Genomic DNA, 26,012 nt, shown 5'->3' with positions numbered 1-26,012 from the left:
CATGCTATTGCGAGGATTTGCAACGACGCAGACCGCTCCCTAGCCGGGCGCCCCTTCCCGGGCAGCGCAAAGCCGCTGTCCCTGCGGGTTGGAGTGAAATCGGGCGATTTCTGCGCGCTGGCCCTTGCTTGCACCCCGGTGCAAGCAGCGTTCCATCCCTTCGAACTCATCCCGATTGCACTCCAACGCGGCTGCGTAGAGACTTTGAACAGGTTCTTAGGCCACAGGCCCTGCGGCAGGATGCAAGCGGTGCTGCATCAGCAGCTCGTCGTGCAGCGCGCCATCGACCAGCAAGGCCGCCGGCTCGGTGCCATAGGCATGGAAGCCCGCTTGCTCGTAGAGGCGAATGGCGCTGGCATTGGCGGCGTTGACGCTCAGGTGGATCTGCACCGCGCCAGGCACCTGGCGGGCAAAGGCGACGGCCCGCGCCAACAAGGCCTGCGCGATACCCTGGCCGCGGAAGGCGGGCGCCACATACACGCCCCACAAAGCCATGCGGTGCCGGGTCTTGAGGCCGTCCTGGCGGCGGATACCCAGCATGCCCACCAGTTGGCCCCCGGCAAAGGCCCCCAGCACGCCCTGGTCGGGGCTGGGCGCCAGGCGCGCCTCAATCAGCGCCAATGCACGGTCTTTTTCCTCTTCGTAGCTGGAGCCAAAGGCGCTAGGCGATGCGCGCAGGCCCGCCAGGCGCAGCGTTTGGAACGCACTGGCATCGGACGGGTTCAGCCAACGGATCTCATAGGCAGCGGCAGCCATCAGCATCAGGGCGCCAGGCGCTCGCGAATCCAGTCGGCGCTGTTTGGCGCTGCCTGACGGTAGCGCAGACGGTCATGCAGCCGGCTCTTGCGGCCCTGCCAGAACTCCCAGGTGTCGGGCACTAGGCGAAAGCCACCCCAGTGCGGCGGGCGGGGGGGCTTGAGCAGGAACTGCGCGCCATACTTGGCGGCATTGGTCACCAGCACGGTGCGGCTGTCGATGACCTGGCTTTGCGGGCTGGCCCAGGCACCAATGCGCGAGTCGAGCGGGCGGCTGTTGAAGTAAGCATCGCTTTCTTCGTCCGAGACTTTCTCCACGCGCCCCTCGATGCGCACCACGCGCTCGAGCTCGACCCAGTGGAACATCAGCGCGGCAAATGGGTTGCCGGCAATCTCGCGGCCCTTGCGGCTGTCGTAATTGGTGTACCAGACGATTCCGCGCGCGTCGTAGCCCTTGATGAGCACGATGCGGGTGCTGGGGCGGGCATCGGCTCCCACAGTGGCCACCGTCATCGCATTGGGCTCGGGCAGTTGCGAGGCGACCGCCTCGTTCATCCAGCGGTCAAACTGGTCGATGGGCGCGGCGCAAGACGCCGATTCGTTCAGCTCTGCGCGTTCATAGCTTTTGCGCAAATCGGCAATGGAGTGGGAGAGTTCGCTCATGGCCCGATTGTGCATCGCTTTGGCGCGGCGCAGCGACAAAAAAGCCTGTGGGCCGCTGGGCGCCACAGGCTGGGGAGCGCAGGAGGGGCTTACTGGATCACGCCGCAGCCCAGACGCGCGCCGGAGTTGCCGGTAGGCTGGGTGGTGTAGTCGTCCTTGTCCTTGTGCACGACCACGGCGCGGCCCTTGATGTCGCTGGGCTTGCCGGTGCCGATCGACAGGTCCTTGGTCTCCCAGACCAGGAACGCGGTGCCCGCGGCATCGGCCATCAGGCTGGGCAGATCGCCCACATGGGCTTGCGGGCCGGCCTTGCCATGCTGGTGGCCGTTCGGGTTGTAGTGGCCGCCGGCGCTCATCGCATCGGGCGAGGAGCAGTTGCCGTTCTCATGCACATGGAAGCCATGCTCGCTGCCGGGCTGCAGGCCCTTGACCTGGGCCATCACGCGCACGGTGTCGCGGTTGACCTCGTAGACGCGGAAGTAGCCGCTGATGTTGTTGCCTTCGGTAGGGTTGATCGTGGCCTCGGCAATCGGGGTGGCGCGGTCGGTGGTGGCGCAGGCGCTCAAAACGGCGGCCACGGCAGCAGCGGCTGCGAGTTTGGCGATAGATGGGATGCGTTGAATCATGCGAACTCTCCTGGTGCCTTGTATTAAAGGGTTGTCACAAGCCACCGTTTTTAGCATGCGTGCTGGGCCTGTTTTGTAGTCTGATGGCTAGCAATCGAGGCGGCATGCTTACTGCGGGGGCAGCGTTGTCAGCCGCCTGGCGACCAAATCCCAAACCGCTTGCGCAGCAGCGGGCAGGCTGCGCTGGCGGCGCCGCACCAGCATGATGGCCCTTTGCACCTGGGGCCGCAGATCGCGCACCTGCAGGCTGCTCAAACCATGGGCCGGGATCGCCAGGCCCGGCATGATGCTGATGCCGATGCCCGCCTCGACCATGCGAAAGGCGGTGGTCACATGGCCGACCTCTTGCACGACGGGGCTGTGCTCGGGCCCGCAACCGCTGGCCAGCAGCGCGGCGTCCATCAGGCGGCGGCTGCCCGATGCATGGTCGAGCAGCACCAGCGCTTCGCCGCGCAGCTGGTCCCAGCGCAAACTCGTCGCATCCTGCGCCTGCTGCACCAGCGCGTGCCCGGGCGGCAGCACTGCGACAAACGGGTCATGCAGCAGATTGATGCAGTCCAGGTCACCCAGCTCGGGCGGCTCCACCACCAGCCCAAAATGCACATCGCCGCTGCGCACCTGGGCCAGCACTTCTTGCTGCAGGCGGTCCACCAGCTGCAGCTGGACCTGCGGCAGCTCGCGGTTGCAGGCGGCAATGCAGGCGGGCATCAGCGCGGCAGACAAGGTCGGGCTGCTGGCCATGCGCACCTGGCCGCGCGCGGCGTGGCCCACATCGGCCACTTCGGCCAGGGTATCGGCCAGCTCCTGCAGCAAGGGTGCGGCTTTTTGGGCCAGCAGCTGGCCGGCATCGGTCAGCAGCACCTCGCGCGTGGTGCGGTCCAGCAGCCGCACATGGAGCTGGCCCTCCAGCTCGACCATCGCGCGGCTCACGGCCGACTGGGTCAGGCCCAGGGTCTGGCCGGTCTGGCTGAAGCTGCGGCACTGGGCAACGCAGAGAAACACCTGGAGCTGGCGGAGGCTGACATGCATGGCTGGAAGGGTGATGGGGATATATATGACTTTAAATCATTAATCAATCTTATAAATTAATTTTACTTTCGCTAGAGAACGGCGTCCAATGGCGCTCATGAAATTCCGTCCCGACAACTTCACCCTGATGCTGGTGGCTACCGTGCTGCTGGCCAGTTTTTTGCCTGCCACCGGCCAGGTGGCGAGCAGCTTTGAGACCTTGACGACCGCCGCCGTGGCCTTGCTGTTCTTTCTGCACGGCGCCAAGCTCTCGCGCCAGGCGATTCTCGCGGGCATCATGCACTGGCGACTGCACCTGTTTATCGTCGGCAGCACCTTTGTCGTGTTTCCGCTTCTGGGCTGGGCGCTCAAGCCGCTCTTGACGCCATTGGTCTCGCCCGAGCTGTATGTGGGCGTGATGTTCCTGTGCGTTCTGCCGTCCACCGTGCAGTCCTCGATTGCGTTTGTGTCGATGGCGCGCGGCAATATCCCGGCGGCCATTTGCAGCGCTTCGGCCTCGACCTTGCTGGGGGTGTTCATCACGCCGCTGCTGGTGAGCGTGTTTGTCACCGCCCATGGTGCCAGCGGCTCCTTGGTCGATGCGGTGGTCAAGATCCTGCTGCAGCTGATGCTGCCTTTTGCCCTAGGCCATCTGCTGCAGCGCTGGGTGGGCCCGTTCATCAAAAAGCACGGCAAGCTCACCAAGGTGGTGGACCAGGGCTCCATCTTGCTGGTGGTCTACACCGCCTTCAGTGCCGCCGTGGTGCAAGGCATCTGGCGCCAGGTGTCGGTGACCACCTTGGTGGGCCTCTTGGTGATCAGCGCCATCATCCTGGCACTGGCCTTGCTGCTGACGACCTTCCTCTCGCGCCGCCTGGGCTTTAGCAAAGAGGATGAAATCACCGCCGTATTTTGCGGCAGCAAGAAGAGCCTGGTCAGTGGCGTGCCCATGGCCAAGGTGCTGTTTGCCAGCAGCACCGTGGGCATGATGGTGCTGCCGCTGATGCTGTTCCACCAGATGCAGCTGATGGTCTGCGGGGTATTGGCCGCCAAGTATGCCAAGCGTGCGCAGCAGCTCGAGGGTGACAAGGCCTTGGGCACAGCGGCTGCGGGCAAGTAAGCCACAGCGAAAGCCATCAAAAACGGGCCGGGCGCATCAAGCCCCGGCCCGCATCACTTCAGCGCCGGGCTGAAGCGGATGCTGTATTTCTCCAGCGCAGGGCCCACTTCCAGTTGCATCGTGCGGCGCTTGGCCGCGGGCTTGCCACCGGTCACCTGGGCCGTAATCACAATGCCTTTGCCATGGGCCTTGCAGCGCAGCTCCTGCAAGCCCAGATCGGCGTTGTCGTCGTTGATCTCGGCAAAACCCTGGGTATGGGCAGCCACCCCGCGCCAGTGGGGCGTTTCTTCGGGCTGGTTCATCCACTGCACAAACAAATAGGCCTGGCCGTTTTGCTCGCCCTGCACCACGCGGTAGGGCTGCTCCGCCTTGTTGCTGCCCTGGTTGCGGTTGCCGCACAGCTGTACGCTGGTGACGCTGTCGCTCACAGTGAACCGGTTGGCACGGACTTCTGCCGCCTGGGCGCTGAAAGAAGAGGCCAGGGCAGTGCAAAAGGCCGCCAGGCTGGCAAATTGGCACAAAGTGCGGTAACGCATGGGATCCATCGCTAAAGGGGGAGTGGGTGCGGCGTTCGCCCGGAATGGCACTGCGCTGCGCACCCGCAGGGCAACCATCATAGGCCTGCACCAGACTGCTCCAGCGCAGATAACGGGGCAGCAGCGGCAAATTTGCGCAAAACATCGCAAGCGATTGCAATCAGGCCGGGCTTGGGTTTTCAGATTTTTTCAGCGCGGCCATCGCCTCTGCCAGCCGTACAATGCTGAGCGGGCCGCAGCCCTCGGCTTCGTTGCTGACGGTGACATAGGCCGCTTGCCCCTTGCCGCAGACGCCGGCCAAGGTGCTCGCCAGCAGGGCCAGCGTCGCGGGGTCAGGCTGCTGGATGCGGTCAAACGGCGCCAATTGCTTTTCGGCATCGGCATAGCCATAGGGGCCAAAGACGGGGTTCACATTCCAGCGGCAGACCAGCGGGCCGGGCCACAGCGCGCGCAGCAGCGGCAGTTGCTCGGGCAGGCGCGGCATCTTGGCATGCAGGCCCAGGCAGTAGGTCGCGCCGGTCTGGCGCAGAATCTGGGCCAGCTGCGGGGCGATGTCGGGGCGCAGCCAATCGGCATCGCGCACTTCAAAGGCCACAATGGGCCGGCGCTCTGCCGGCAATCCGGCCAGCTCGGCCTGCACGGCCTGCGCCAGTTGCTCCAGTTCCGCCAAGGTGGGCTGCAGGTTCAGCAGCCGCCCCAGCGGCAGGGGGCTGAGCTGGAACAGCAGCACGCCGAGCTTGTCCAGCAGCCCTTCGCAGGCGGGCCGCACATAGCTGGCAAGGGCCAGCTCCACATTCAAAAAGGCTGGGTTGGGCTCTTTCCCGCGGCCTTCTTCACTGCGCACCTGGGCATCGCAGACGAGCGCCGGCGCCTTGACGACAAAGCGAAAATCTTCTGGCACCTGGGCGGCATAAACCGCGTACTCGGACGCTGCCAGCGGCCGGTAAAAGCTGCGGTCAATGCTGACGGTGCGCAGCAACGGGTGCTCGGCATAGGCGTTCAGGCCGCGCTGCGCAAGAATGCGCTCGCTGTAGGCCTTGTCCCAGACCAGGCCCTGCCAGCCAGGATAGGACCAGGATGAGCCGCCCATGCGCAGCAGCGCAGGCAGGGCGGGGGCCAGGTCCTCCCCCAACAAGGGGTATGCGGCACCGACGGCCTGCGCACGGCTGCGCGTTTTGACGGCAGGAGCGGGTGGAGTGGCGGCTGGAGGAGGGGCGGCTTCGCTGTCTTGCGCGTTGGCGGGCGGCGCCGCTGGGGTGGCTGCAGCAGCAGCCGGCGCGGGCTCGGCGCCAAACAAATCCAAATTCAGGTCATGGTCAGAGGACATCGCGTCCCAGTATGCCATTGGCGGCAGCTGCCCGCCCGATTGGCATTGTTTGACGATTGGCGCGCAAAGCCCGCCGTGAGGCGCCACCCCAGTGCAGCTGTCCTGCCGATCGCTATAAAAATTACATTTTTCAAATCCGGCAACTGTTCAAATCCCCAGTGGCTGCCAGCAGCTATGGCACACTGGCTCTTTTGCCAGAGAAGCATTGGAGCGAGCGTAGAGCATGCAAAAGATCATTGCGCAGATTGCAGCTGAGCTGAAGGTTGCCGAATCGCAGGTGACGTCGGCCGTGGAATTGCTGGACAGCGGGGCGACGGTGCCCTTTATTGCCCGCTACCGCAAGGAAGCCACCGGTGGTCTGGATGACACCCAGCTGCGGGATTTGGCCGAGCGCCTGACGTATCTGCGGGAGCTGCAGGAGCGGCGCGAGACGGTGCTCAAGGCCATTGACGAGCAGGGCAAGCTGACCGATGCGCTGCGCCTGGCCATTGCCCGCGCGCCCACCAAGCAGGAGCTCGAAGACATTTACCTGCCTTTCAAGCAAAAGCGCCGCACCAAGGGCCAGATCGCCAAGAAGTTTGGCATTGAGCCGCTGGCCGACAAGCTGTTTGCGGACCCGAGCCTGGACCCGCAGCAGGAAGCCCGGGCCTTTTGCAAGCCCGCCACCGTGCTCGACGATGGCAAGCCCGGTCCGGATTTCTCGACCCCGCTGGCGGTGCTCGATGGCGTGCGCGACATCCTGTCCGAGCGCTGGGCTGAAGACCCGGCACTGGTGCAAAAGCTGCGTGAATGGCTTTGGGCCGAAGGCCTGCTGCGATCCAAGAAGGTCGAGTCCAAGAACGAAAACGACCCCGAGGTCGCCAAGTTCCGCGATTACTTTGACTATGACGAGCCCATTGGCCGCGTGCCGTCGCACCGCGCGCTGGCCGTGTTCCGGGGCCGCGCGCTCGAAGTGCTCGAGGCCAAGCTGGTCCAGCCCGAGCTGCAGCCTGGCGTGGCGCCCGAGCCGGGCCAGCCCAGCCTCGCCGAGGGCAAGATTGCGCTGCACCTGGGCTGGAGCCATGCCAAGCGCGCCAGCGATGATTTGATCCGCAAGTGCGTGGCCTGGACCTGGCGCGTCAAGCTCAGCCTGTCGACCGAGCGCGATCTGTTCTCCCGCCTGCGTGAAGACGCCGAAAAAGTAGCGATCAAGGTGTTTGGCGACAACCTGCGCGACCTGCTGCTGGCAGCGCCTGCCGGCCAGCGCGCCGTGCTGGGCCTGGACCCGGGCATCCGCACCGGCGTGAAAGTCGCGGTGGTCGACCCTACCGGCAAGCTGGTGGACACCACCACCGTCTACCCGCACGAGCCGCGCCGCGACTGGGACGGTTCCCTGGCCGTGCTGGCACGCCTGGTGGAAAAGCACCAGATCAACCTGATTGCGATTGGCAACGGCACGGCCAGCCGCGAGACCGACAAACTGGCCGCCGACCTGATCCGCATTGCCGAGAAAGCGGACAAGAAGATTGAAAAAGTGGTGGTGAGCGAGGCGGGCGCGTCGGTCTACTCGGCCAGCGAGTTTGCTGCGCTCGAGATGCCCGATGTCGATGTCAGCCTGCGCGGCGCGGCCTCGATTGCCCGCCGCCTGCAGGACCCGCTCGCCGAGCTGGTCAAGATCGACCCCAAGAGCATTGGCGTGGGGCAGTACCAGCACGATGTGAACCAAAGCGAGCTGGCCCGCCAGCTTGACGCGGTGGTGGAAGACTGCGTGAACTCGGTGGGCGTGGACCTGAATACGGCCTCTGCCCCACTGCTCAGCCGCGTCTCCGGCCTGTCGGGCACGGTGGCCAAGTCGGTGGTGCGTTGGCGCGATGCCAATGGCTCGTTCAAGAACCGCAAGCAGCTGATGGATGTGGCGGGGCTGGGCGCCAAGACCTTTGAGCAGGCAGCAGGCTTTTTGCGCATCCGGGGTGGTGACAACCCGCTGGACATGACCGGCGTGCACCCGGAAACCTATGCGGTGGTTGAGCAGATCATTGCGACGACGGGCAAGCCGGTGGACCAGCTGATGGGCCGTGGCGAGGTGCTCAAGAGCCTCAAGGCCGAGCGCTTTGTCAGCGAGAAGTTTGGCGCGCTCACGATCTCGGACATTTTGGGCGAGCTGGAAAAGCCCGGCCGTGACCCGCGCCCCGACTTTGTCGTGGCCCGCTTCAACGAAGGCGTGGAAGACATCAAGGACCTGCGCGAAGGCATGACCTTGGAAGGCACCGTGAGCAACGTCGCCCAGTTTGGCGCCTTTGTGGACCTGGGCGTGCACCAAGATGGCCTGGTCCACGTCAGCCAGATGAGCTACAAGTTCATCGAAGATGCCCGCGAAGCCGTCAAGACCGGCCAGATCGTCAAGGTCAAGGTACTGGAAGTGGATGTGGAGCGCAAGCGCATCAGCCTGACGATGAAGCTGGACGCTGCGCCCCCACGCCGCGATGGCCCACGCGACAACCGCTTTGAAGCGGCTGGCCGGGGCCAGGGCGGTGGCGGCCGGGGCGGCTACACGCAGCCCGCACGCGCCAACCAACCTGCGCAGCAAAACGCCATGGCCTCGGCTTTTGCCAAGCTGCAAGGCCTCAAAAAATAAGCCCAGGCCTATGGCCTGCGCGAACCGCAAGTGCCATCCGGCCTTGCGGTTTTTTGTTGACTGCGGTCAGCGCTCCAAAAAGCGGCCAAAGATGACATCTTCCATCCCGGAAATTGGATCTAATAGCAGCTTGCGTATCCCACCCCTCTGAGCTCTGCACCCCATGCCACCCGACCACCCCGCGCCCGATGATGAGCCTGTAGCCCAGCCTGTTCCCGGGCCCAAACGCTCACAGCGTGCAGAGCTGCGCGAAACGGGACGCAGCAGCGGGCGCTCAGCGGGGCGCCGCCGAGCCGGGCCGTCTACCCAAGAAACACTGGCGCCGCTGTTGGCGATCGTGCCCGGTTTGCGGCTGATGGTGGGCATGGTCATTGCGGCGGTGGTGATTCTGGGCCTGTATGTAGGCCGGGATGTGCTGCTACCGGTGGCCCTGGCAGCGCTTCTGGGCTTTTTGCTGGACCCGGCGGTCAGCCGGCTCAAGCGTTGGGGCATGCCCCGGGTGCTGTCGGTGGCGCTGGTGATGGTGCTGGCCTTGGGCGCGCTGGGTGCGGGCGCCATCTATGTGGGCGGTCAGGTCACCAGCCTCAGCGCCGAGCTGCCCACCTACCAAAACACCATTCGCCAGAAGCTGCGCCATGTCAAACCTTATTTCAATGGCCCGGGCGTCTGGGACGGCGCCGTCAAGGTGCTCAATACCGTGGAGACGGAGATCGGGCAGGGCGATGCACGCACGCGCCGGGTGCAGAAGGTGGAAGTGCAAGAGCCCACCGTCAAACCCATTCAAAAGGCGCTGGAGCTGCTGAGCAAGGTGGCTGAGCCGCTGGCCACCACCGGCATCGTGTTCTTGTTTGTCGTCTTGATCTTGCTGGACCGCAGCGGCCTGCAGGACCGGCTGCTGCGCCTGATGGGCCCCAACACCCATATGGCGTCGGACGCGCTCGACGATGCCGCCACCCGCATTGGCCAGTATCTGCGCATGCAGCTTTTTGTGAATCTGAGCTATGGCGTGCCGATGGCTTTGGGGCTGTGGTGGATTGGTGTGCCTGGCGCGATTCTCTGGGGCATCTTGGCAGCGGTGCTGCGCTTTGTGCCCTATATCGGCCCGATGGCGTCGGCGGTGTTCCCGCTCACGCTGGCCTTTGCGGTGGACCCGGGCTGGAGCCTGCTGCTGTGGACCTTGGCCTTGATCCTGCTTTTGGAGTTGCTCAGCAACAACGTGATCGAGCCTTGGCTGTATGGGGCCAGCACGGGCTTGTCGACCTTGTCCATTATTTTGGCAGCGACCTTCTGGACCGCGCTCTGGGGGCCCATCGGCCTGATCTTGTCGACGCCGCTGACGGTCTGCCTGCTGGTGCTGGGCCGCTATATTCCGGGCATGGGCTTTTTGGAGATCTTGCTGGGCAGCCAGGCCGTGTTTGACCCGCCCGAGAAACTGCTGCAACGGCTGTGGCGTGGCGATGTGGACCAGGCCATTGACGTGGCCTCGGAAAATATTGACCAGGCGCTGTCTCCCAAGCCCAGCCAGCATGAACAGGCCTTGGCTGTCACCCAGTTCTATGACCAAGTGGCCGTGCCGGCGCTGCTGATTGCCGCGCAGCAGTACCGCCATTCCGCCAGCCCGCCGCAACGCCAGCGCCTTTCAGAGGCCGTGGCCATGCTGCTCAGTGGCCTGCAGCGCCACTACCGGCCCGCGGCGCTGCCCCCAGTTGCCGAAGGCCAGCCACCGGCACAGACCGTGGTCTGCGTGGGCATGCAGTGGGATATTGACCGGCATGCCGCCTCGATGGCCGCCCATGCGCTGCGGCTGCACGGCGTGGACAGCAGCACCCGCGCGGTGTCGATCGAGACGGTACTGCGCCAGGGCGATCTGTCCCTCTATGACGGCGTGCGCCATCTGTGCATCTGCAGCTTTCACTCCAACCCGCTGGGCAAGCTTAGCCAGATGTGCGAGAGCCTGCGCTTGCGCTGCCCGCAGCTGCACATCACCGTGATGCTGTTGGGCGCCCCGGGGCGCGGACCCTTGCGGCCTGCAACGCTGGGCAGCATGCAGGCCGATAGCGCCGCTTACCGGATCAGTGACCTGACGGCGCTGGTGGTGGATGAAGAGCCATCGGACAAGGATGCTGCCTGACGAGCGCGCTTTGGCAGGCAGGCAGTAATAGGCGCCCCCAAGCCCGGCAGAGCAGGGCGGTTGTCCATGGTCTGGGTGGCAGCGATCAGTCGCTGAAGGGCTGCGCCCCCAGCGCACCGATCACATGGTCGACAAAGCAGGTGATGCGCGAGGCCAGCGCCGTATTGCGGTAGTACACCGCATGGATGGACTGGCGCACATCGAGCAGCTGGTCGTCAAACAAGGTCACCAGCTGGCCGCTGTCGCGGTCCGCCCGGGTCATGAAATCCGACAGACAGACGATGCCAAAACCCGCCAGGGCCATATGGCGCAGCGTCTCGCCGCTGGAGGACGCAATCGCGGGCTGGATGCGCAGCAGCTCGCCGCTTGCATCACGCAGCGGCCATTCATTGAGCGAATCGGGCTGGGTAAAGCCCAGCAGTACATGCTGCGCCAACTGCTGGGGGCTGCTCGGGGTGCCATGGCGCGCCAGATAGGCCGGGCTGGCCAGCACCCGGATGCGGCTGATGCCCACCGGCCGCGCATGCATGCTCGAATTCTTGAGCGCACCAATGCGAAAGGCGACATCGCTGCGCTTTTCGATCAGATCCACAATGCCTTCGTGCGAGTGCAGCTCCAGCTCCACCTCCGGGTATTTCGCGCGAAAGCTGTCAACCAGCGGCACCAGCACATGCAGCATAAAGGGCGTGGCAGCATCCACCCGCAGGCGCCCGGCGGGCCGCACACGCCGGGCGGCCATCAGCTCCTCGGCCTCATCGACGGACACCAAAATCGCGCGTGCTCGTTGCAGGAAGGCGCTGCCTTCTTCGGTCAGCTCCAGGCGGCGGGTCGTGCGGCGCAGCAGGGTGGTTTGTAGCTTTTCTTCCAGCCGGCCCAAGGTGCGGCTGGTGGCGGACACCGTCTGGTCCAGCAATTCGGACGCTGCGGTGATCGAGCCGGTATCGACCACGGCCACAAAGGCCTGCAATTCATCGAGCGTGGTCTTCATTGTTGCCCTGGCGTCAAAATATTTTGGTGGCAATGGTACTTAATCTGCAAATAGTAGCAGGGCACACTAGAGGCTATGAAGTCTTCCGCTGTTTTGTTCGCCTTGGCCATTGGTGCTTTCGCCATTGGCACGACCGAGTTTGCCCCGATGGGGCTTTTGCCTGTTATCGCCCAGGGCGTTGATGTCAGCATTCCGACCGCCGGTATGCTGGTGTCGGCCTATGCCGTGGGCGTGATGCTGGGCGCGCCGGTGATGACCTTGCTGTTCAGCCGCTTTGGTCGGCGCGCCGCGCTGGTCACCTTGATGCTGATCTTCACCGTGGGCAATCTGCTCTCGGCACTGGCCCCCGGCTACACGACCTTGATGCTGTCGCGCCTGGTGACCAGCCTCAACCATGGCGCTTTCTTTGGCATTGGCGCGGTGGTGGCAGCCAGCGTGGTGCCCAAGGACAAACAGGCCAGCGCCATTGCTGCGATGTTCATGGGGCTCACGGTGGCCAATATTGGCGGTGTGCCCGCTGCCACCTGGATCGGCCAGCAAGTGGGCTGGCGGCTGGCCTTTGCCGGCACGGCCGCGCTGGGCCTGGTCACCATTGCCGCGCTGTGGATGGTGCTACCAAAGGGCGAGGCCGGCACACGCCCTGATGTGCGCCGCGAGCTCAAGGTGCTGACGCGACCTGAGGTGCTGCTGGCCATGGGCACCACGGTGCTGGGCGCCGGCTCCATGTTCACGCTCTACACCTATGTGGCCCCGGTGCTGACCGAGATCACCCATGCCAGCCCCGGCTTTATCGCCTTTGCGCTGGTACTCATTGGCCTGGGTTTCACCATCGGCAACAGCCTGGGAGGGCGCCTGGCCGACTGGTCGCTCGATGGCGCCACGCGCCTCATCCTGCTGGCCCTGGCGCTCATCATGGTGGTATTGCCTTGGGCGCTGACCACCCATGTAGGCGCCGGCATCGGTCTGGTGGTGTGGGGTGCGGCTGCCTTTGGCATGGTGCCCCCGGTGCAGATGCGGGTGATGCAGGCCGCTGCTGAGGCGCCCGGCCTGGCCTCATCCGTCAATGTGGGCGCCTTCAATCTGGGCAATGCCGTGGGCGCGGCCTTGGGGGGTGCCGTGATCGGACAGGGCCTGGGCTACGGGGCCGTAGCTTGGGCAGGTGCGGCGCTTGCCGCAGGCGGGCTGGGCCTGGTATTGATTCAGGGCCGCATGCGCCGTGGTCAGGCTGGTGCTGCAGCGGCGGCTAGCAATATCTAAACATTGCTATTTGGGCCAAAGGCTCCTCGTGCAGACCACAGGCTGCGCGAGGGGCTTTTTTGCTTTCTAGGCCTGGTGAAGCCGCGCACGGAGTGGGTAGGGCTTGATAGTTGATATTTCTTCAAAAGAATATTGTTGATCCAGGGCTTTATCTGCAAGGATGAAAAGCGCAAACTGGTTGCCAATGCGATCAAGACCTGGTTGGTGATCCAAGCGCTGCAGGTCTGCCGCACCTGTCTCTATCTGTATTTTTTCCAAGGAGTTTTTCATGTCTATTCCTCGATTTGGCGTTGGTACTTTCCGTCTGCAAGGGCAGGTGGTCGTCGATTCCGTGCGCAATGCACTGGAGCTGGGCTACCGGGCGGTCGATACCGCGCAGATCTACGGCAACGAAGCCGAAGTGGGCCAGGCTATGGCCGACAGCGGCGTGGCGCGCGAAGAGCTGTTTGTCACCACCAAGATCTGGACCGACAACTACAGCCAGGCCAAGCTGGTTCCCAGCCTCAAGCACAGCCTCAAAAAGCTGCGCAGCGACTATGTGGACCTGACCCTGATCCACTGGCCCGCCCCCGGCAATGGCGTGGAATTGCAAGAGTTCATGACGGCACTGGCAGAAGCCAAGGCCCAGGGCCTCACGCGCCAGATCGGTATTTCCAACTTCAATATCGAGCTGACCCGCCAGGCTATCGCTGCTGTCGGAGCAGGGGAGATCGCCACCAACCAGGTCGAGCTCAGCCCCTACCTGCAAAGCCACCAATTGACGGCCTTTCTCCAGGAGCAGGGAATTGCTGTGACCTCGTACATGACCCTGGCCTACGGCAAGGTGCTGAAGGACCCGGTACTGGCCGAGATCGCCAGCAAGCACCAGGCCACCGTCGCCCAGGTCGCCCTGGCATGGGCGCTGCAGCTGGGTTACGCCGTCATCCCGTCTTCCACCAAGCGCGAGAACCTGGCCAGCAACCTGCTGGCCCAGCAGCTGGTGCTCGATGCCGAGGACATGGCCCGCATTGCGCAGCTGGAGCGCAATGGCCGCGAAGTCAATCCTGAGGGGCTGGCTCCGATCTGGGATTGAGGCGGTAGCCGCATTTGCCTGCATGGGCGCTTGGCCGCTTTGCAGCAAACGCGCTGCGTCCAAAGGCGGGATGGTTCTGCAATCTGGCCCATGCTATGGGGTCACCGCCGGTTCCATATCCCTCTCTCGCGCAAGCACAAAGCCGTATTGCTCAACCAACTGGCGCAACTCGGCGATAAAGCGCTGCGCCAGCTGGGACATGGGCTCGAATTTGTGATGCACCAAATTGGTTTGCAATACCGGTGCATTCCTCAAGGGGCGCACCATGACGGGTCGCGAGGCATGCCAGCTGCGCACCGAGAATTCATCGACCAGCGCAATGCCCACACCCATCTCGACCATCGATCCCGCATTTTGCGGCGAGCCCACCTCCACCACTTCGTTGGGCTCCAGCTCCATATCCTGGCAGTACGCCGTCACGCGCCGACCCATCGGCGTGTCGTGTCCGTAGCCAACCATGGGCCATTGCATCAAGTCCTCGGGGGTGACTTCTTCTTTCTCGCACAGTGCGTGGTTGGCCGGCATGATGCACACCAGGCGGTTGGTGCACAGCGGCGTGATGTCGAGATTCGGGTGCTCAATCGCTGAGCTGATCACGCCAAGATCGGCCTGGTGGTTCAGCAAGCGCTCGCGAATCTGCTCGTGGCCGTGGCAGGCAAAAGTCATCTTGCAATCGGGAAACTGCTGGCGAAAACTGGCGACAGCCTGCGGAATAAAGCTTTGTCCAATCGAGGGGCCCGAGACCAGGTTCAGAATGCCGGTGCGGTGCCTGGCCAGGTCGCCTGCCAGGTCGTTGACGCGCTGCACCGACTGGTAGACCTGCTCGACCTCGCCAATCAGGCGGCGCGCCTCCGGCGTGGCAAACAAGCGCCCTTTGATGCGCTCAAACAAAACAAAACCAATGCGCTGCTCGGTGTAGGCCAGCAGACGGCTGACGGCCGGCTGGGAGACAAACAGGATTTGCGAAGCGCCCGCAATGCTGCCGGTGCTCATCACGGCGCGGAATACCTCAATCTGGCGCAAGTTCAGTGCGGCCATTGTGGTCCTTACTAGTCAAGGTGACTACAAAAGCGGCCAAGGTGCTGGGAGACTGCACAGAGCAGGGCGCCACCAGCAAGCCTTAACCTCATGTTAATCAAGACCGACATTTCAGCAATTTCTATGCCACGCGAATACTCGTAAATTGCAGTCATTCCAATTTGTACGAGGCGCGCTCATGTCATCGGCCATTTACGTCGTCAACCCCAACAGCAGCTTAAGGGTCACCCAAGGAATTGATCTCGCGCTCTCGCCGCTGCGCATGCCTGGAGGGCCGCGCTTCGTCAGTGACTGGCTGCCAAGCGGCCCGCCCGGTGTGCAAAGCCAACAGGATGTCGATGGCGTGGCCATGCTCCTGGTGCAGCATTGCCTGGCCTTGCCGGATGACTGCGCAGCAGTGGTGATTGCCTGCTTTAGCGACCCCGGCCTGTACGCCGTGCGCGAGGCCATGCAGCCGCGTGGCGTGCCGGTGCTGGGCATCAGCGAGTGCGCGATGCTGACGGCCCTGTCGATGGGCCAGCGGGTGGGCGTGATTGCGATTTTGGAAACCTCGATAGCCCGCCATATGCGCAACTACGGTGCGATGGGCATCAGCAGCCGTATTGCTGGCGAAGCTGCAATCGGCCTGGGCGTAACTGAATTGGCCGACCAGGAACGCACGCTCTCGCGCATGGTGGAGGTGGGGCAGCGCCTGGTGCGCGAGCAGGGCGCGAACGTGCTGGTGATGGGCTGTGCAGGCATGGCCTCTTACCGCGATGCACTGGCTGAAGCCTCTGGCGTGCCGGTGGTCGAGCCCACCCAAGCAGCTGCTGCGATGGCCTTGGGCCGTGCGCGGCTGGGCTGGTAGGCCACTGCTCGCCACCCTAGCGGCATGGGCACAAGCCCTTGCACCCTTTTTCCCCTTGGATTGACTTTGATGGCTTGACCTGGGCGTGCGCTGCGCTGCCGTGTCACACCAGGCCTGTTTGTTTTCCTAGCACTTGAGTTCTACAACTATGAAGCGTCTTATTACCGTGGCTGCCGCCCAGCTGGGCCCTATTCAAAAAGCCGAAGGCCGTGACTCGGTCGTCGCACGCATGGTGCGCCTCGTAGAGCGCGCCTACCAGCGCGGCGCCAATGTGGTGGTGTTCCCCGAGCTGGCCTTCACGACCTTCTTCCCACGCTGGTATGTCGAGGACCTCGACCAGGCTGACAACTGGTATGAAGAAACCCTGCCATCGCCCGCCACCCAGCCGCTGTTCGATGCAATCAAGCGCTACGGTATCACCTGCTACCTGGGCTACGCCGAGATCGCCCACGAAGCCGATGAAACCGGCGTGCTGCGCAAGCGCCGCTTCAACACCTCGGTGGTGATTGCACCGTCGGGTGAGGTCATATTGAAGTACCGCAAAATCCACCTGCCCGGTCACAAGGAGTTCTCCACCATCCGCAAGGTGCAGCACCTGGAGAAGCGCTATTTTGAAGTGGGCAACCTGGGCTTTCCGGTCACCCGCGCGCCTGTAGGTGAAGTCGAAGGCGTCAACATGGGCATGCTGATCTGCAACGACCGCCGCTGGCCAGAATCCTGGCGTGAGCTGGGTCTGCAGCAGGTGGAACTGGTCATGCTGGGCTACAACACCCCGGCCGTGAACCAGGAAAACCGTGGCTTTGAAGCCCACCACCTGCGCAACTTCCACTCGCAATTATCGATCCAGGCCGGTTGCTACCAAAACGCCACGTTTGGCGTGGGCGTGGCCAAGGCGGGCAATGAAGACGGCTTTGAGCTGATGGGCCACTCGATCATCGTCAACCCGCAAGGCGAGATCATGGCGATGGCTACCAGCTGGGACGACGAGCTGGTCGTGGCCGACTGCAACCTCGCGATGTGCGAGTTGGGCCGCACGACCATCTTCAACTTTGCGCAGCACCGCCGCCTCGAAGCCTACCAGCGGCTCACCAACCAAACTGGCAGCACAGCGCCTGCGGTTTGGCAGCCCCAAGGCGCTGCCGTCGCCCAGGAGCAGAACTAATGAATGCGCCCAGCCTGGCCGAGCTGCCCAGCAGCATCCAGCATGAGCTGTTTGGCGTAATGCGCGTGCCCACGTTTGCCGATGTTGAGTTGGCCGCCGAGCGCATTGCGCCCTATATACGCCGCACGCCACTGCTGTTTTCGCGCAGCCTGAGCGAACGCACGGGTGCACGCATCTGGCTCAAGCCCGAATGCCTGCAAATCACCGGTTCCTTCAAGCTGCGCGGTGCCTTTAATGCGATCTTGTCGCTCAGCCAAGCGCAGCGCCAGAACGGCGTGATCGCGTACTCCACGGGCAACCACGGCCAGGCGATTGCCTGGGCCGCTGCCACGCTGGGCGTGCAGGCGACGATTGTGATGCCCGCTGATGCGCCCAAGAATAAGGTCAAAAAGGCGCTGGAGCAGGGCGCCAAAGTGGTGCACTACGACCGCATGACGCAAAGCCGTGAGGAGATCGGCATGCAGTTGCTGGCCGAGACCGACGCAACCCTGATCCCACCGGGCGACTTTCCCGAAGTGCTGGCCGCCCAAGGCACGGTCGCGCTCGAAGCCTTGCAGGACTTGCCTGCCGATGACCTGGCGCAACTCGGTCTGTTTGCCGCCCCCTGTGGCGGTGGCGGCATGATGGCGGGCTGCAATCTGAGCCTGGCCGCCTTGAGCCCGCAGACCCGCTGCGTCGCCGTGGAACCGGCTGCGTTTGATGACACCGTGCGCTCACTGGCCAGTGGCACGCGCCAGAGCAATCCCCAATCGGCCGATTCGATTTGCGATGCCTTGCAGGCCGTCACACCGGCCGAGCTGCCTTATGCGATCAATGGCCTGCGCCTGAGCCAGGCCGTCAGCGTCAGCGACGCCGAGGTACTGGCTGCCATGCGTTTTGCCATCGAAGACCTGCGCTTGGTGGTCGAGCCCGGCGGCGCAGTGGCTTTGGCAGCCTTGCTCGCAGGCAAGTTGCCGCTAGAGGGCCAAAGTGCAGTGGTTGTGCTGTCAGGGGCCAATGTCGACTTGCCTTTGCTCAGCCAGGCCCTGGCTTGATGCCATCTGCCACGTCCCGAGCGGGCCTGCTCTGCGTTCCATGCATTCGCCAGCGCCCGCACCGTCCAGCTATTTCCAGAGTCCATACACCATGAATTTACCTTCCGCTTTCCACTTTGCCTTCAATATCCGCGATCTGGACCAGGCCCGCGCCTTTTACGGCGGCGTGCTCGGCTGCGTCGAAGGCCGCAGTACCGACACCTGGGTCGATTTTGATTTCTTCGGCCACCAAATCTCCTTGCACCTGGGCGAGCCCTTTGCCACAGCCAACACCGGCAAGGTCGGCCAGCACATGGTGCCAATGCCGCACTTCGGCATCATCCTGCTCTACCCCGACTGGCGCGCGATGGCCGACCGCCTGCAAGCCGCCGGCGTGGAGTTTGTGCTCGCGCCCCAAGTGCGCTTTGAGGGCGAGCCCGGTGAGCAATGGACCATGTTCTTTCGCGATCCCTTTGGCAATCCAATTGAGGTCAAAGGCTTCCGCTCAGAAGCGCAAATCTACGCGCACTAAGAATGTATTCAGGTTCCCCAAAACGCTGCCCCAAGGCCGCTCCATGCACCAAAGCCGTTGCACTGAGCACCAATCCGGTGCAAGTTGGCATGAAGCCTGCTTACCACCCGGGCATCTGTCTGAACCTAGCTTGAGAAAGAAACGATGCCATGTTTGATTTGACCATCCGCAACGGCCGTATCAGCACCTCCCAAAACACCTTTGTGGCCGATATCGGCATTCAGGGCGGCGCCATTGCTGCCATTGGCGAGAACCTGCCAGCAGGGCGGCGTGACATTGACGCACAAGGCCTGTGGGTCATGCCAGGCGGCATCGACAGCCACGCCCATATTGAACAAGCGTCCAGCGCGGGCGTGATGTGCGCCGATGATTTCTACAGCGCCACGGTCTCGGCCGCGTTTGGTGGCACGACCTGCGTGATCCCGTTTGCTGCGCAGCACAAAGGCCAGCAAGTGCCCGAGGTGGTCGCCGCCTACGCCAAGCTGGCGGCCGAGAAAGCGGTGATCGACTACGGCTTTCACCTGATCCTGTCCGAGATCACCCCTCAAATGCTGGAGCAGGATTTGCCACGCGCGATTGCAGAGGGCATCACCTCGCTGAAGGTCTACATGACCTACGACAAGCTCAAGATCGACGACTTCCAGATGCTGGATGTGCTGGAAGTCGCAGGCCGCGAAGGCGCGATGGTCATGGTGCATGCCGAGAACCACGACGTGATCCGCTGGATTGCGCGCCGCTTGCTGGACAAGGGCCTCACGGCACCCAAATTCCACGGCGTGGCCCACGATGCGATTGCAGAAATCGAAGCGAGCGCGCGCGCCATCCAGCTGGCCAATCTGCTCGATGTGCCGATTTTGCTGGTGCATATTTCAGGCCCCGAAGCTATTGAAGTGATTCGCAGTGCCCGGCAACTGGGCAGCAAAGTGCATGCCGAGACCTGCCCGCAATACCTGTTCCTGACCGCAGAAGACATGGACCAGAAGGGCTTGGAAGGGGCGAAGTTCTGCTGCAGCCCACCCGTGCGCGACAAGGCCGCGCAAGACAAGGTCTGGCAGGGCCTGCTGGATGGCACCCTGGGCATCTACAGCTCTGACCACGCGCCCTATAAGTTCGATGAAAGCGGCAAGCTGCCTAAGGGTGATGCCACCACCTTCAAGGAAATGGCCAATGGCGTGCCCGGCCTGGAGCTGCGCTTGCCGCTGCTGTTCTCCGAGGGCCTGCTGACTGGCCGCCTCACGCCCGAAGAATTTGTGCGTCTCACTGCCACCAACCATGCATGCATGTATGGCCTGCAAAAACGCAAGGGCGATATTGCCGTCGGCTTGGATGCCGACATTGCGATTTGGGACCCCCAAGCCCAGCGCAGCGTGCGCTGGAGCGACCTGCACGACCAGGTCGGCTACACGCCTTACGAGGGCCGTGTGGTCAATGGCTGGCCCATCACCGTGATCAGCCGTGGCGAGGTCGTGGTCGAGAACGCCCAGCTGCAGGCCGAGCGTGGCCGTGGCCAATTCTTGCCTTGCGAATGCCCCGAGCCGATTTTGCAAGCAGCCCAGCAGCCCAAGCCCTCTGATGCCTCGCAATGGCTGGGGCTCAAAGGCAAGGCCTGGCAGCAGTATTGAGTGCCAGATGACGTCGCCTTTTGCGTGTCAAAGCCAGGCCCAGCCTGGCTTTGGCGGGCCCTTAACAACAGGTTAAGGCATACCGATAAAACGGCAGGCGACAGCTTGGCCAATGCGCCCAATAATTTTCTCAAGCTCCCAAGCTTTCAGGCCCAGCCAGTGATGGCTTTTCATCCATGAATGAACCAACTCCGCCCATGAACAACCTTGCCCATCCCCTCACTCGCGTCTCCTGGCTGACACTGGCACTGGCTTTGACCAGCGCCGCCCACGCACAAACTGCTGCGCCTTTGAAAACCGCCTTGGATCCCACCTTTGCCCCGCAGGCCATGGTCAAGATCGGCGGCGGCCTGCAAGGCTTTAACGTCGACATGGGCGAAGAAATCGCAAAGCGCCTGGGCCGCAAGCTCAGCATTGATGCAACCGAATTCTCGGGCCTGGTGCCGGGTCTTAACAGCGGCAAATACGAGTTTCTGCTCGCGCCTGTGACGGTCACGCCTGAGCGCGCCAAAGCCATGCTGTTTACCGAGGGCTACACCGAGACGAACTACACCTTCATGGGCCGAAAAAACGCAGCCGCGCTGGAGTCGCTGGAGGCGCTGAAAGGCAAGGTTGTTGCGGTCAACAAGGGCTCGAACTACGACGCCTGGGCCAAAGAGAACGCCGACAAGTACGGCTTCAAGTACTTCGTCTACGGCTCCAACGCCGATGCGATTCAGGCCGTCTTGACCAAGCGTGCCGACTACAACCTGACCGGCAGCACGGTGGCGGGCTGGGCCGTCAAACAATCGCCTGCGCTGCAGGCGGGCTACACCATCAAGACCGGGCTGGTCTGGGCGATTCCCTTCCGCCTCGACGACAAGGCCGGCCGTGACCAGGTCAGCAACGTGCTCAAGTGCATGAAGGCCGATGGCACGATCGCCAAGCTCGCAGAAAAATGGTATGGCTACTCGCCCGAGACCAACAGCGTGGAGCGCACCGTCAGCCCAGGCCACGGCGTGCCAGGCACCGAGAACTACGACGCCACCCCCGTTAAGCCGAAGTGCTCGTAAGCACGCGATGGCTGTGATAACCCTGAAGTGCTGAGAACCTATGAGTGCCCCCATTCTTGAACTTGTTGAACTGCGCAAATCCTACGGCTCGCTGGACGTCTTGCGTGGTGTGAACTTGCGTGTGTACCCGGCAGAGCTGGTGTGCGTCATCGGACCTTCTGGCTCTGGCAAAAGCACGATGCTGCGCTGCTGCAACCGGCTGGAAGAGCCCAGCGACGGCCAGGTGGTCATCAACGGCCAGGACATCATGCGGTCCGATGTCGATGTCAACCAGGTGCGCCAAAACGTCGGCATGGTGTTCCAGCACTTCAACCTGTATCCCCACCTGAACGTGCTGGGAAACATCACCCTGGCACTGCGCCAGGTGCAGAAAAAAAGCAAAGCCGAGGCCGAGACCATTGCCCAGGAGGCGCTGGCCAAAGTGGGTCTGGCCCACAAGGCGAGCGCGTTTCCCAGCCAGCTATCGGGCGGGCAGCAGCAGCGCGTGGGCATTGCGCGCGGCATTGCGCTCAAGCCCCAGGTGATGCTGTTTGACGAGCCCACCAGCGCGCTGGATCCGGAGCTGGTTGACGAGGTGCTGCAGGTGATGCGCGCGCTGCGCGATGAAGGCATGACCATGCTGGTCGTGACCCATGAAATGGCGTTTGCCCACGCAGCGGCTGACCGCGTGATCTTCATGGATGGCGGCGTGGTCGCCGAAGCGGGTACCCCGGCTGAGATTTTTGAGAACCCCCAGCAAGAGCGCACCCGCAGCTTTGTGGGCCGCTACATGCATGGCACGAATGGAGTCAAAGGCGCTGCATTGCAGGCATTCATTGGCGCAGGTGGCAGCCTATGAGCGAGTCCAGCGGCGGTTTTTTATTTACCTTTTTCAACCTTGCCATCGCGCAGGAATACTGGGCCGACATCGCGCGTGGCATGCTGGTCACCATCGGGGTCGGCATAGCGGTCGTCATCACCGGTCTGGCGCTGGGTCTGGCCATGGCAATTGGCCGCGCATTGCAGCTGCGCTGGCTGACGGCAGCCACTGTGATCTTCTCGGACGTGATGCGCTCGCTGCCACCGCTGGTGGTGCTCATCCTGCTGTATTTTGGCCTGGCGACCCTGGGGCTGGAGTTATCGGCCTTTGCCGCGACCTGGGTGAGCCTGTCGATGGTGCTGGCCGCTTATGCGCAAGAAAGCATCTGGTCGGCGATGGCCTCGCTGGCCAAAGGCCAGACCGAGGCGGCGCGCTCCACCGGCCTGTCGTGGTGGCAGGCGATGCGCTGGGTGGTCTTGCCCCAGGCGCTGCGCCGCGCGGTACCGCCGCTGACCAACCGTGTGATCTCGACGACCAAGAACACCGCACTGGGCTCGATCGTTGCCCTGGGGGAAATTCTGAGCAATGCGCAGGCCGCATCGGCGGTGGCGGGCAACCCCACGCCGCTGACGATTGGGGCATTTCTCTACCTGTTGGTGTTCTTGCCGATCGTGATTTTCTCGCGGTGGCTGGAGCACAAAACCAAAACCACCGCGTAAGTGCCAAGCCATGGAAATTTTCTTACAAAACTTCTTCAACCTCGAGGTCTTCCAGCAAGCGCTGCCGTATTTGCTGCAAGGTTTTTGGACCACGATCTGGCTCTCGGTGCTGGTGATTCCGCTGGGTGCAGCTGCAGGCTTGCTGCTGGCCCTGGGCCAGACGCAATCGAGCCGCCGCAGCCTGCGCTGGAGCATCATTGCCTATATTGATTTCTTTCGCGCCTTTCCGCCGCTGGTCTTGCTGATTTTTCTCTACTTTGGCCTGCCTTTTGTCATCGGCGATGTGCCCAAGCTGATTGCCGTGATGCTGGCCTTTACGCTGAACAACTCCAGCTACTTTGCCGAGGTGTTTCGCGCCGGCATCGAGGCCATTCCCAAAGGTCAGATGGAAGCGGCCCGCTCCACCGGTCTGAGCCGTTTGCAAGCACTGCGCTGGGTGATCTTGCCGCAGGCCACGCGCCATGTGCAGGCCGACTTGCTGGGCAACTGTATTGAGGTGGTCAAGCTCACCGCGATTGCCAGCGTGGTCGGGATTCCGGAATTGCTGCGCAACGCCCGCGATGTGCAGTCGCTGGTCTACAACCCCTCGCCCGTGGTGCTGGCCGCACTGCTCTACCTGGCCTTATTGTGGCCGCTGACGCGCTGGCTGGCGCGCCTGGAGCACCGCAAGCTCGCCATGTTCAGCCACTGATAGACGCACTAGCAGGCCTGCCATTGAATGGTTTCAATCGCAGGTTCATTGATCCATTTAATTGCGCACGCCCCATGACCCTGCACGCTACACCCATCCCATTGCCCATTCTCGGCCCCTGGCTGGCCCAGGACCTCAGTGCCAGCTTGCCTGACAGCTTCCTGCCTTTGGTCTTGCACAGTGCACCGGACTTTATGGCCCAGCTCGCACCGTACGTGCCGCGCATTCGCGCCCTGGTGTGTACCAGCGGCGGCCAGGCAATTGATGCGACCTTGATGGAGCAACTGCCCCAGCTCGAACTCATTTTGAACCTGGGTGCGGGCACGGAGTGCGTGGATTTGGCCGCCGCACAGGCACGTGGCATTCAGGTGCTGACAGGCGCAGGCGTCAATGCGGTGGACGTGGCTGAGCTTGCGATTGGCATGATGATTTCGATGGCCCGGCGCATCCATTTTGCCGACCGCGAAGTGCGCGCGCTGCAATGGGGCGCTGACCGAAAGCCGGTGCGCCGCCTGGCTGGCCAGCGCGTGGGCATTGCCGGCATGGGCGCGATTGGCCAGGCGATTGCCAAGCGCTTGCTCGCCTTCGACATGCCGATCAGCTATTTCTCACGCCGCCCAGTAGAAGCGCTGCCTTATACCCACCATGCCGATCTGCAAAGCCTGGCCACTGCGGTGGATTTTCTGTTTTTAGCCTTGCCCGGAGGCAGCGCGACACTGCATCTGGTCAATGCCGACATCCTGAGCGCCTTGGGCCCTCAGGGTTATGTGATCAATGTGGGCCGTGGCAGCGTGGTCGATGAACAAGCGCTGGCCCAAGCGCTGGCCGCAGGCCAGATTGCCGGGGCATCCCTCGACGTGTTTGAGCACGAACCGCAGGTGCCCGATAGCCTGGTTCAAAGCCCCAACACCTTGCTGCAGCCGCACCGTGGCGGCTTTACGGTCGAAGCCCACGAGGAAATCATTGCACTGACTTTGCAGCGTTTAGCCGGTTTGTACGCTAAGAGCTCCTCTCTAATCCGCTAAAAACTCAATCCACTCAATGTCAAGTCGGGGCGGCTGACATCACCTGTTCATGGTCGTCGAGAACAGGGGAGGGGCGGGCGGCTTGCTCGGTGCCGAGGTCGTGACCAGGGCGCAGGCGGATGGCTATACAGTGTTGATAGCTTTGTACCGGTGGTGCTCATTTCACAGTCGCCCAATATCCTGGTGGCCAGGCCACGCGTTGGGTGGCAAGACGCTGCGATACCCGCCAACGGCTTGCCGCCCAAGGCACCGACTTGGTCGCCATGCCATCGGCCCAGTTTGCCGAGAAGATGCGCCGTGAGACCCAGGTCTATGGCGACATCATCAAGCGCTTTGGTATCAATGCCAGCTGAGGTGGGCGCTGATACGGTGACGACCTCACCCACCACCAAAGGCCTGCCCGTATGCAGGCCTTTTTCAATGCTGGAAGCAGAACCAGCCGCTAGGATTCGCGCAGAGAATACGTAAGGAAATGTATGCGCTTTCTGATGGCCCTGGGCCTGCTGCTCGCAGGCTCAGCCGGTGCCCAAGAGGTCTACCGCTGCGGCAATAGCTATAGCGCCGAGCCCTGCAAAAACGCCAAAACCATTGATGTGACGCCCGCAGTCAGCAATCCCGATGGGCCGCTTACCCGGCTGATCTACCTGTGCAAAAGGCCTGACAAAACCGAGCTGTGGTGGATCGATCGGCCTTGTTCGCAGGAGCGTTGGGGCCTGGTCGAGAGCGCCCGAGTGCCGAGCAATGTGGACTGGAAGACCCAAATGGCCATCGCCCAACGAAAACGGGCGGACGATGCTCGGCGCGCTAGCCGGGCCCGTCATCACTACCATTCGGCGGCGCCTGGCAGCGTACGATCCAACGAAGCGCGTTGCGAGGAATTCAAGCAAAGGGTGGAATATCTGGATGCCGCCGCTAGATTTGGCGGTACCGCACGCAAGATGGAATGGATCCGCGAGGAACGGCAAAGCGCGCGAGACCAGCAGTTTCGGGCGGGGTGCTGAGGTTCCTGTTACAGCGCTTGCATGCGCTGGCGGGTTTCAGACCCGCACGCAGCTACACTGCGCGGCAGGAGGAGTCGCAATGGACTGGGCAAGATGGCAGATGGAGATGGATCGACAGTTCGCTTGGATGCTGTTGTGGTGGCTGGTTGGCAGCATCATCTCGTTGTGGGTCGGTTACGAGATTCTGAAGGCCGCCATCAAAAACGGCATCAATGCCTCCAGTCTGGGTGACCGCCGGAGGTCGACGCAGGCGGCGCAGCCACCAGTTGCACCAGCGGGCTACCGTTGGGTGCTGGTCAAGGATGACAAGTCTGACGCAGATATTCGGCCTGAGCGCTAAGAGCAAGAAATTGCAGGTTCTAGGCGGCGCTGAAGGAATGGCAGCTGCAAGTACTGCTGAGCACTGCAGACAGC

26 protein-coding genes and 1 pseudogene are annotated in these 26,012 nt (G+C 62.9%); 18 read left to right on the top strand and 9 right to left on the bottom strand.

Annotated features, from left to right (window positions below):
• Window positions 1-216: 216 nt before the first annotated feature.
• The 4 genes from ACPEE1_RS12675 to ACPEE1_RS12660 form a co-directional block, all read right to left on the bottom strand.
• Window positions 217-762, bottom strand: coding sequence for a GNAT family N-acetyltransferase (locus tag ACPEE1_RS12675; RefSeq protein ID WP_232539338.1), 546 nt, complete (start codon window positions 760-762; stop codon window positions 217-219).
• Window positions 762-1,433 carry a pyridoxamine 5'-phosphate oxidase gene (gene pdxH, locus ACPEE1_RS12670; RefSeq protein ID WP_182341255.1) on the bottom strand — a complete coding sequence of 224 codons (672 nt, stop codon included), beginning with the start codon at window positions 1,431-1,433 and terminating at the stop codon, window positions 762-764. Before pdxH ends, ACPEE1_RS12675 begins: the two co-directional genes overlap by 1 nt.
• Before the next feature lie 74 nt (window positions 1,434-1,507).
• Complete coding sequence (locus tag ACPEE1_RS12665; protein ID WP_116925626.1) at window positions 1,508-2,044, bottom strand: superoxide dismutase family protein; 537 nt, start codon at window positions 2,042-2,044, stop codon at window positions 1,508-1,510.
• A 108-nt stretch (window positions 2,045-2,152) separates the two neighbouring features.
• Window positions 2,153-3,073, bottom strand: a complete 921-nt coding sequence (locus ACPEE1_RS12660; protein ID WP_182341261.1) for a LysR family transcriptional regulator — start codon at window positions 3,071-3,073, stop codon at window positions 2,153-2,155.
• 88 nt (window positions 3,074-3,161) lie between these two features.
• Between ACPEE1_RS12660 and ACPEE1_RS12655 the strand changes: the two genes are divergently transcribed.
• A complete protein-coding gene (locus ACPEE1_RS12655) occupies window positions 3,162-4,172 on the top strand; it encodes a bile acid:sodium symporter family protein (RefSeq protein ID WP_116925628.1) in 1,011 nt (336 codons plus the stop codon).
• A gap of 53 nt (window positions 4,173-4,225) precedes the next feature.
• Here ACPEE1_RS12655 and ACPEE1_RS12650 read toward each other — a convergent pair whose 3' ends face one another.
• Together ACPEE1_RS12650 and ACPEE1_RS12645 are read right to left on the bottom strand one after the other, a co-directional pair.
• Window positions 4,226-4,708, bottom strand: coding sequence for a hypothetical protein (locus ACPEE1_RS12650; RefSeq protein ID WP_260719548.1), 483 nt, complete (start codon window positions 4,706-4,708; stop codon window positions 4,226-4,228).
• 160 nt (window positions 4,709-4,868) lie between these two features.
• On the bottom strand, window positions 4,869-6,035 hold the full coding sequence (locus tag ACPEE1_RS12645; RefSeq protein ID WP_182341264.1) for a DUF72 domain-containing protein: 1,167 nt from the start codon (window positions 6,033-6,035) through the stop codon (window positions 4,869-4,871).
• Window positions 6,036-6,258: 223 nt separating this feature from the next.
• Here ACPEE1_RS12645 and ACPEE1_RS12640 point away from each other — a divergent pair, with 223 nt between their 5' ends.
• Both ACPEE1_RS12640 and ACPEE1_RS12635 read left to right on the top strand, forming a co-directional pair.
• Window positions 6,259-8,649, top strand: a complete 2,391-nt coding sequence (locus ACPEE1_RS12640; protein ID WP_423932959.1) for a Tex family protein — start codon at window positions 6,259-6,261, stop codon at window positions 8,647-8,649.
• Between the two features lie 337 nt (window positions 8,650-8,986).
• Complete coding sequence (locus ACPEE1_RS12635) at window positions 8,987-10,780, top strand: AI-2E family transporter (protein ID WP_232539676.1); 1,794 nt, start codon at window positions 8,987-8,989, stop codon at window positions 10,778-10,780.
• A gap of 85 nt (window positions 10,781-10,865) precedes the next feature.
• Here the strand turns inward: ACPEE1_RS12635 and ACPEE1_RS12630 are convergent, their stop codons facing one another.
• Entirely contained in the window at window positions 10,866-11,768 is a 903-nt protein-coding gene (locus tag ACPEE1_RS12630; protein ID WP_182341272.1) for a LysR family transcriptional regulator, read from the bottom strand.
• 75 nt (window positions 11,769-11,843) lie between these two features.
• Between ACPEE1_RS12630 and ACPEE1_RS12625 the strand changes: the two genes are divergently transcribed.
• Window positions 11,844-13,025: an MFS transporter gene (locus ACPEE1_RS12625; protein ID WP_260719552.1), complete on the top strand. Its 1,182-nt coding sequence runs from the start codon at window positions 11,844-11,846 to the stop codon at window positions 13,023-13,025.
• Between the two features lie 66 nt (window positions 13,026-13,091).
• On the opposite strand, the gene ACPEE1_RS12620 is transcribed toward ACPEE1_RS12625, so the two are convergent.
• Window positions 13,092-13,295 (bottom strand): hypothetical protein, encoded by a 204-nt coding sequence (locus ACPEE1_RS12620; protein WP_133248120.1) that lies wholly within the window; start codon window positions 13,293-13,295, stop codon window positions 13,092-13,094.
• On the opposite strand from ACPEE1_RS12620, the gene dkgB reads away from it, so the two are divergent.
• Entirely contained in the window at window positions 13,294-14,097 is an 804-nt protein-coding gene (gene dkgB / locus ACPEE1_RS12615; RefSeq protein WP_423932954.1) for a 2,5-didehydrogluconate reductase DkgB, read from the top strand. The two genes, ACPEE1_RS12620 and dkgB, sit on opposite strands and share 2 nt — an antisense overlap.
• Before the next feature lie 93 nt (window positions 14,098-14,190).
• Here the strand turns inward: dkgB and ACPEE1_RS12610 are convergent, their stop codons facing one another.
• On the bottom strand, window positions 14,191-15,135 hold the full coding sequence (locus ACPEE1_RS12610; protein WP_116925635.1) for a LysR family transcriptional regulator: 945 nt from the start codon (window positions 15,133-15,135) through the stop codon (window positions 14,191-14,193).
• Window positions 15,136-15,313: 178 nt separating this feature from the next.
• Between ACPEE1_RS12610 and ACPEE1_RS12605 the strand changes: the two genes are divergently transcribed.
• From ACPEE1_RS12605 to ACPEE1_RS12545, 13 genes and pseudogenes are all read left to right on the top strand, one after another.
• Complete coding sequence (locus tag ACPEE1_RS12605) at window positions 15,314-15,982, top strand: aspartate/glutamate racemase family protein (RefSeq protein ID WP_116925636.1); 669 nt, start codon at window positions 15,314-15,316, stop codon at window positions 15,980-15,982.
• 148 nt (window positions 15,983-16,130) lie between these two features.
• Complete coding sequence (locus ACPEE1_RS12600; protein WP_116925637.1) at window positions 16,131-17,144, top strand: N-carbamoyl-D-amino-acid hydrolase; 1,014 nt, start codon at window positions 16,131-16,133, stop codon at window positions 17,142-17,144.
• Entirely contained in the window at window positions 17,144-18,178 is a 1,035-nt protein-coding gene (locus ACPEE1_RS12595) for a threonine ammonia-lyase (RefSeq protein ID WP_243419303.1), read from the top strand. The genes ACPEE1_RS12600 and ACPEE1_RS12595 overlap by 1 nt, the downstream gene beginning before the upstream one ends.
• 91 nt (window positions 18,179-18,269) lie before the next feature.
• The gene (locus ACPEE1_RS12590) at window positions 18,270-18,689 is read left to right on the top strand and encodes a VOC family protein (protein WP_339535255.1); all 420 of its coding nucleotides are present in this window, start codon (window positions 18,270-18,272) and stop codon (window positions 18,687-18,689) included.
• Window positions 18,690-18,838: 149 nt separating this feature from the next.
• Window positions 18,839-20,311 carry a dihydropyrimidinase gene (hydA, locus tag ACPEE1_RS12585; protein WP_423932948.1) on the top strand — a complete coding sequence of 491 codons (1,473 nt, stop codon included), beginning with the start codon at window positions 18,839-18,841 and terminating at the stop codon, window positions 20,309-20,311.
• 197 nt (window positions 20,312-20,508) lie between these two features.
• Window positions 20,509-21,363 carry a transporter substrate-binding domain-containing protein gene (locus ACPEE1_RS12580; protein ID WP_423932946.1) on the top strand — a complete coding sequence of 285 codons (855 nt, stop codon included), beginning with the start codon at window positions 20,509-20,511 and terminating at the stop codon, window positions 21,361-21,363.
• A 40-nt stretch (window positions 21,364-21,403) separates the two neighbouring features.
• Entirely contained in the window at window positions 21,404-22,201 is a 798-nt protein-coding gene (locus ACPEE1_RS12575; RefSeq protein ID WP_116925641.1) for an amino acid ABC transporter ATP-binding protein, read from the top strand.
• On the top strand, window positions 22,198-22,881 hold the full coding sequence (locus ACPEE1_RS12570; protein WP_423932943.1) for an amino acid ABC transporter permease: 684 nt from the start codon (window positions 22,198-22,200) through the stop codon (window positions 22,879-22,881). The genes ACPEE1_RS12575 and ACPEE1_RS12570 overlap by 4 nt, the downstream gene beginning before the upstream one ends.
• 10 nt (window positions 22,882-22,891) lie before the next feature.
• The gene (locus ACPEE1_RS12565; RefSeq protein ID WP_116925643.1) at window positions 22,892-23,572 is read left to right on the top strand and encodes an amino acid ABC transporter permease; all 681 of its coding nucleotides are present in this window, start codon (window positions 22,892-22,894) and stop codon (window positions 23,570-23,572) included.
• Window positions 23,573-23,646: 74 nt separating this feature from the next.
• Complete coding sequence (locus ACPEE1_RS12560) at window positions 23,647-24,597, top strand: 2-hydroxyacid dehydrogenase (protein WP_116925644.1); 951 nt, start codon at window positions 23,647-23,649, stop codon at window positions 24,595-24,597.
• Between the two features lie 49 nt (window positions 24,598-24,646).
• Window positions 24,647-24,733, top strand: a pseudogene (locus tag ACPEE1_RS12555) (tripartite tricarboxylate transporter substrate-binding protein); the annotation flags it as partial.
• Window positions 24,734-25,073: 340 nt separating this feature from the next.
• Complete coding sequence (locus tag ACPEE1_RS12550) at window positions 25,074-25,598, top strand: hypothetical protein (RefSeq protein ID WP_182341295.1); 525 nt, start codon at window positions 25,074-25,076, stop codon at window positions 25,596-25,598.
• A 79-nt stretch (window positions 25,599-25,677) separates the two neighbouring features.
• Window positions 25,678-25,938, top strand: coding sequence for a hypothetical protein (locus tag ACPEE1_RS12545; RefSeq protein ID WP_182341298.1), 261 nt, complete (start codon window positions 25,678-25,680; stop codon window positions 25,936-25,938).
• Window positions 25,939-26,012 lie beyond the last annotated feature (74 nt).

It is taken from the genome of Comamonas sp. 23, assembly GCF_049601575.1.
In the GTDB taxonomy this organism is placed as follows: domain Bacteria; phylum Pseudomonadota; class Gammaproteobacteria; order Burkholderiales; family Burkholderiaceae_C; genus Comamonas; species Comamonas squillarum.
The sequence above is the reverse complement of the archived record's forward strand: the minus strand, read 5'-3'. Positions and strand labels throughout refer to the sequence as shown.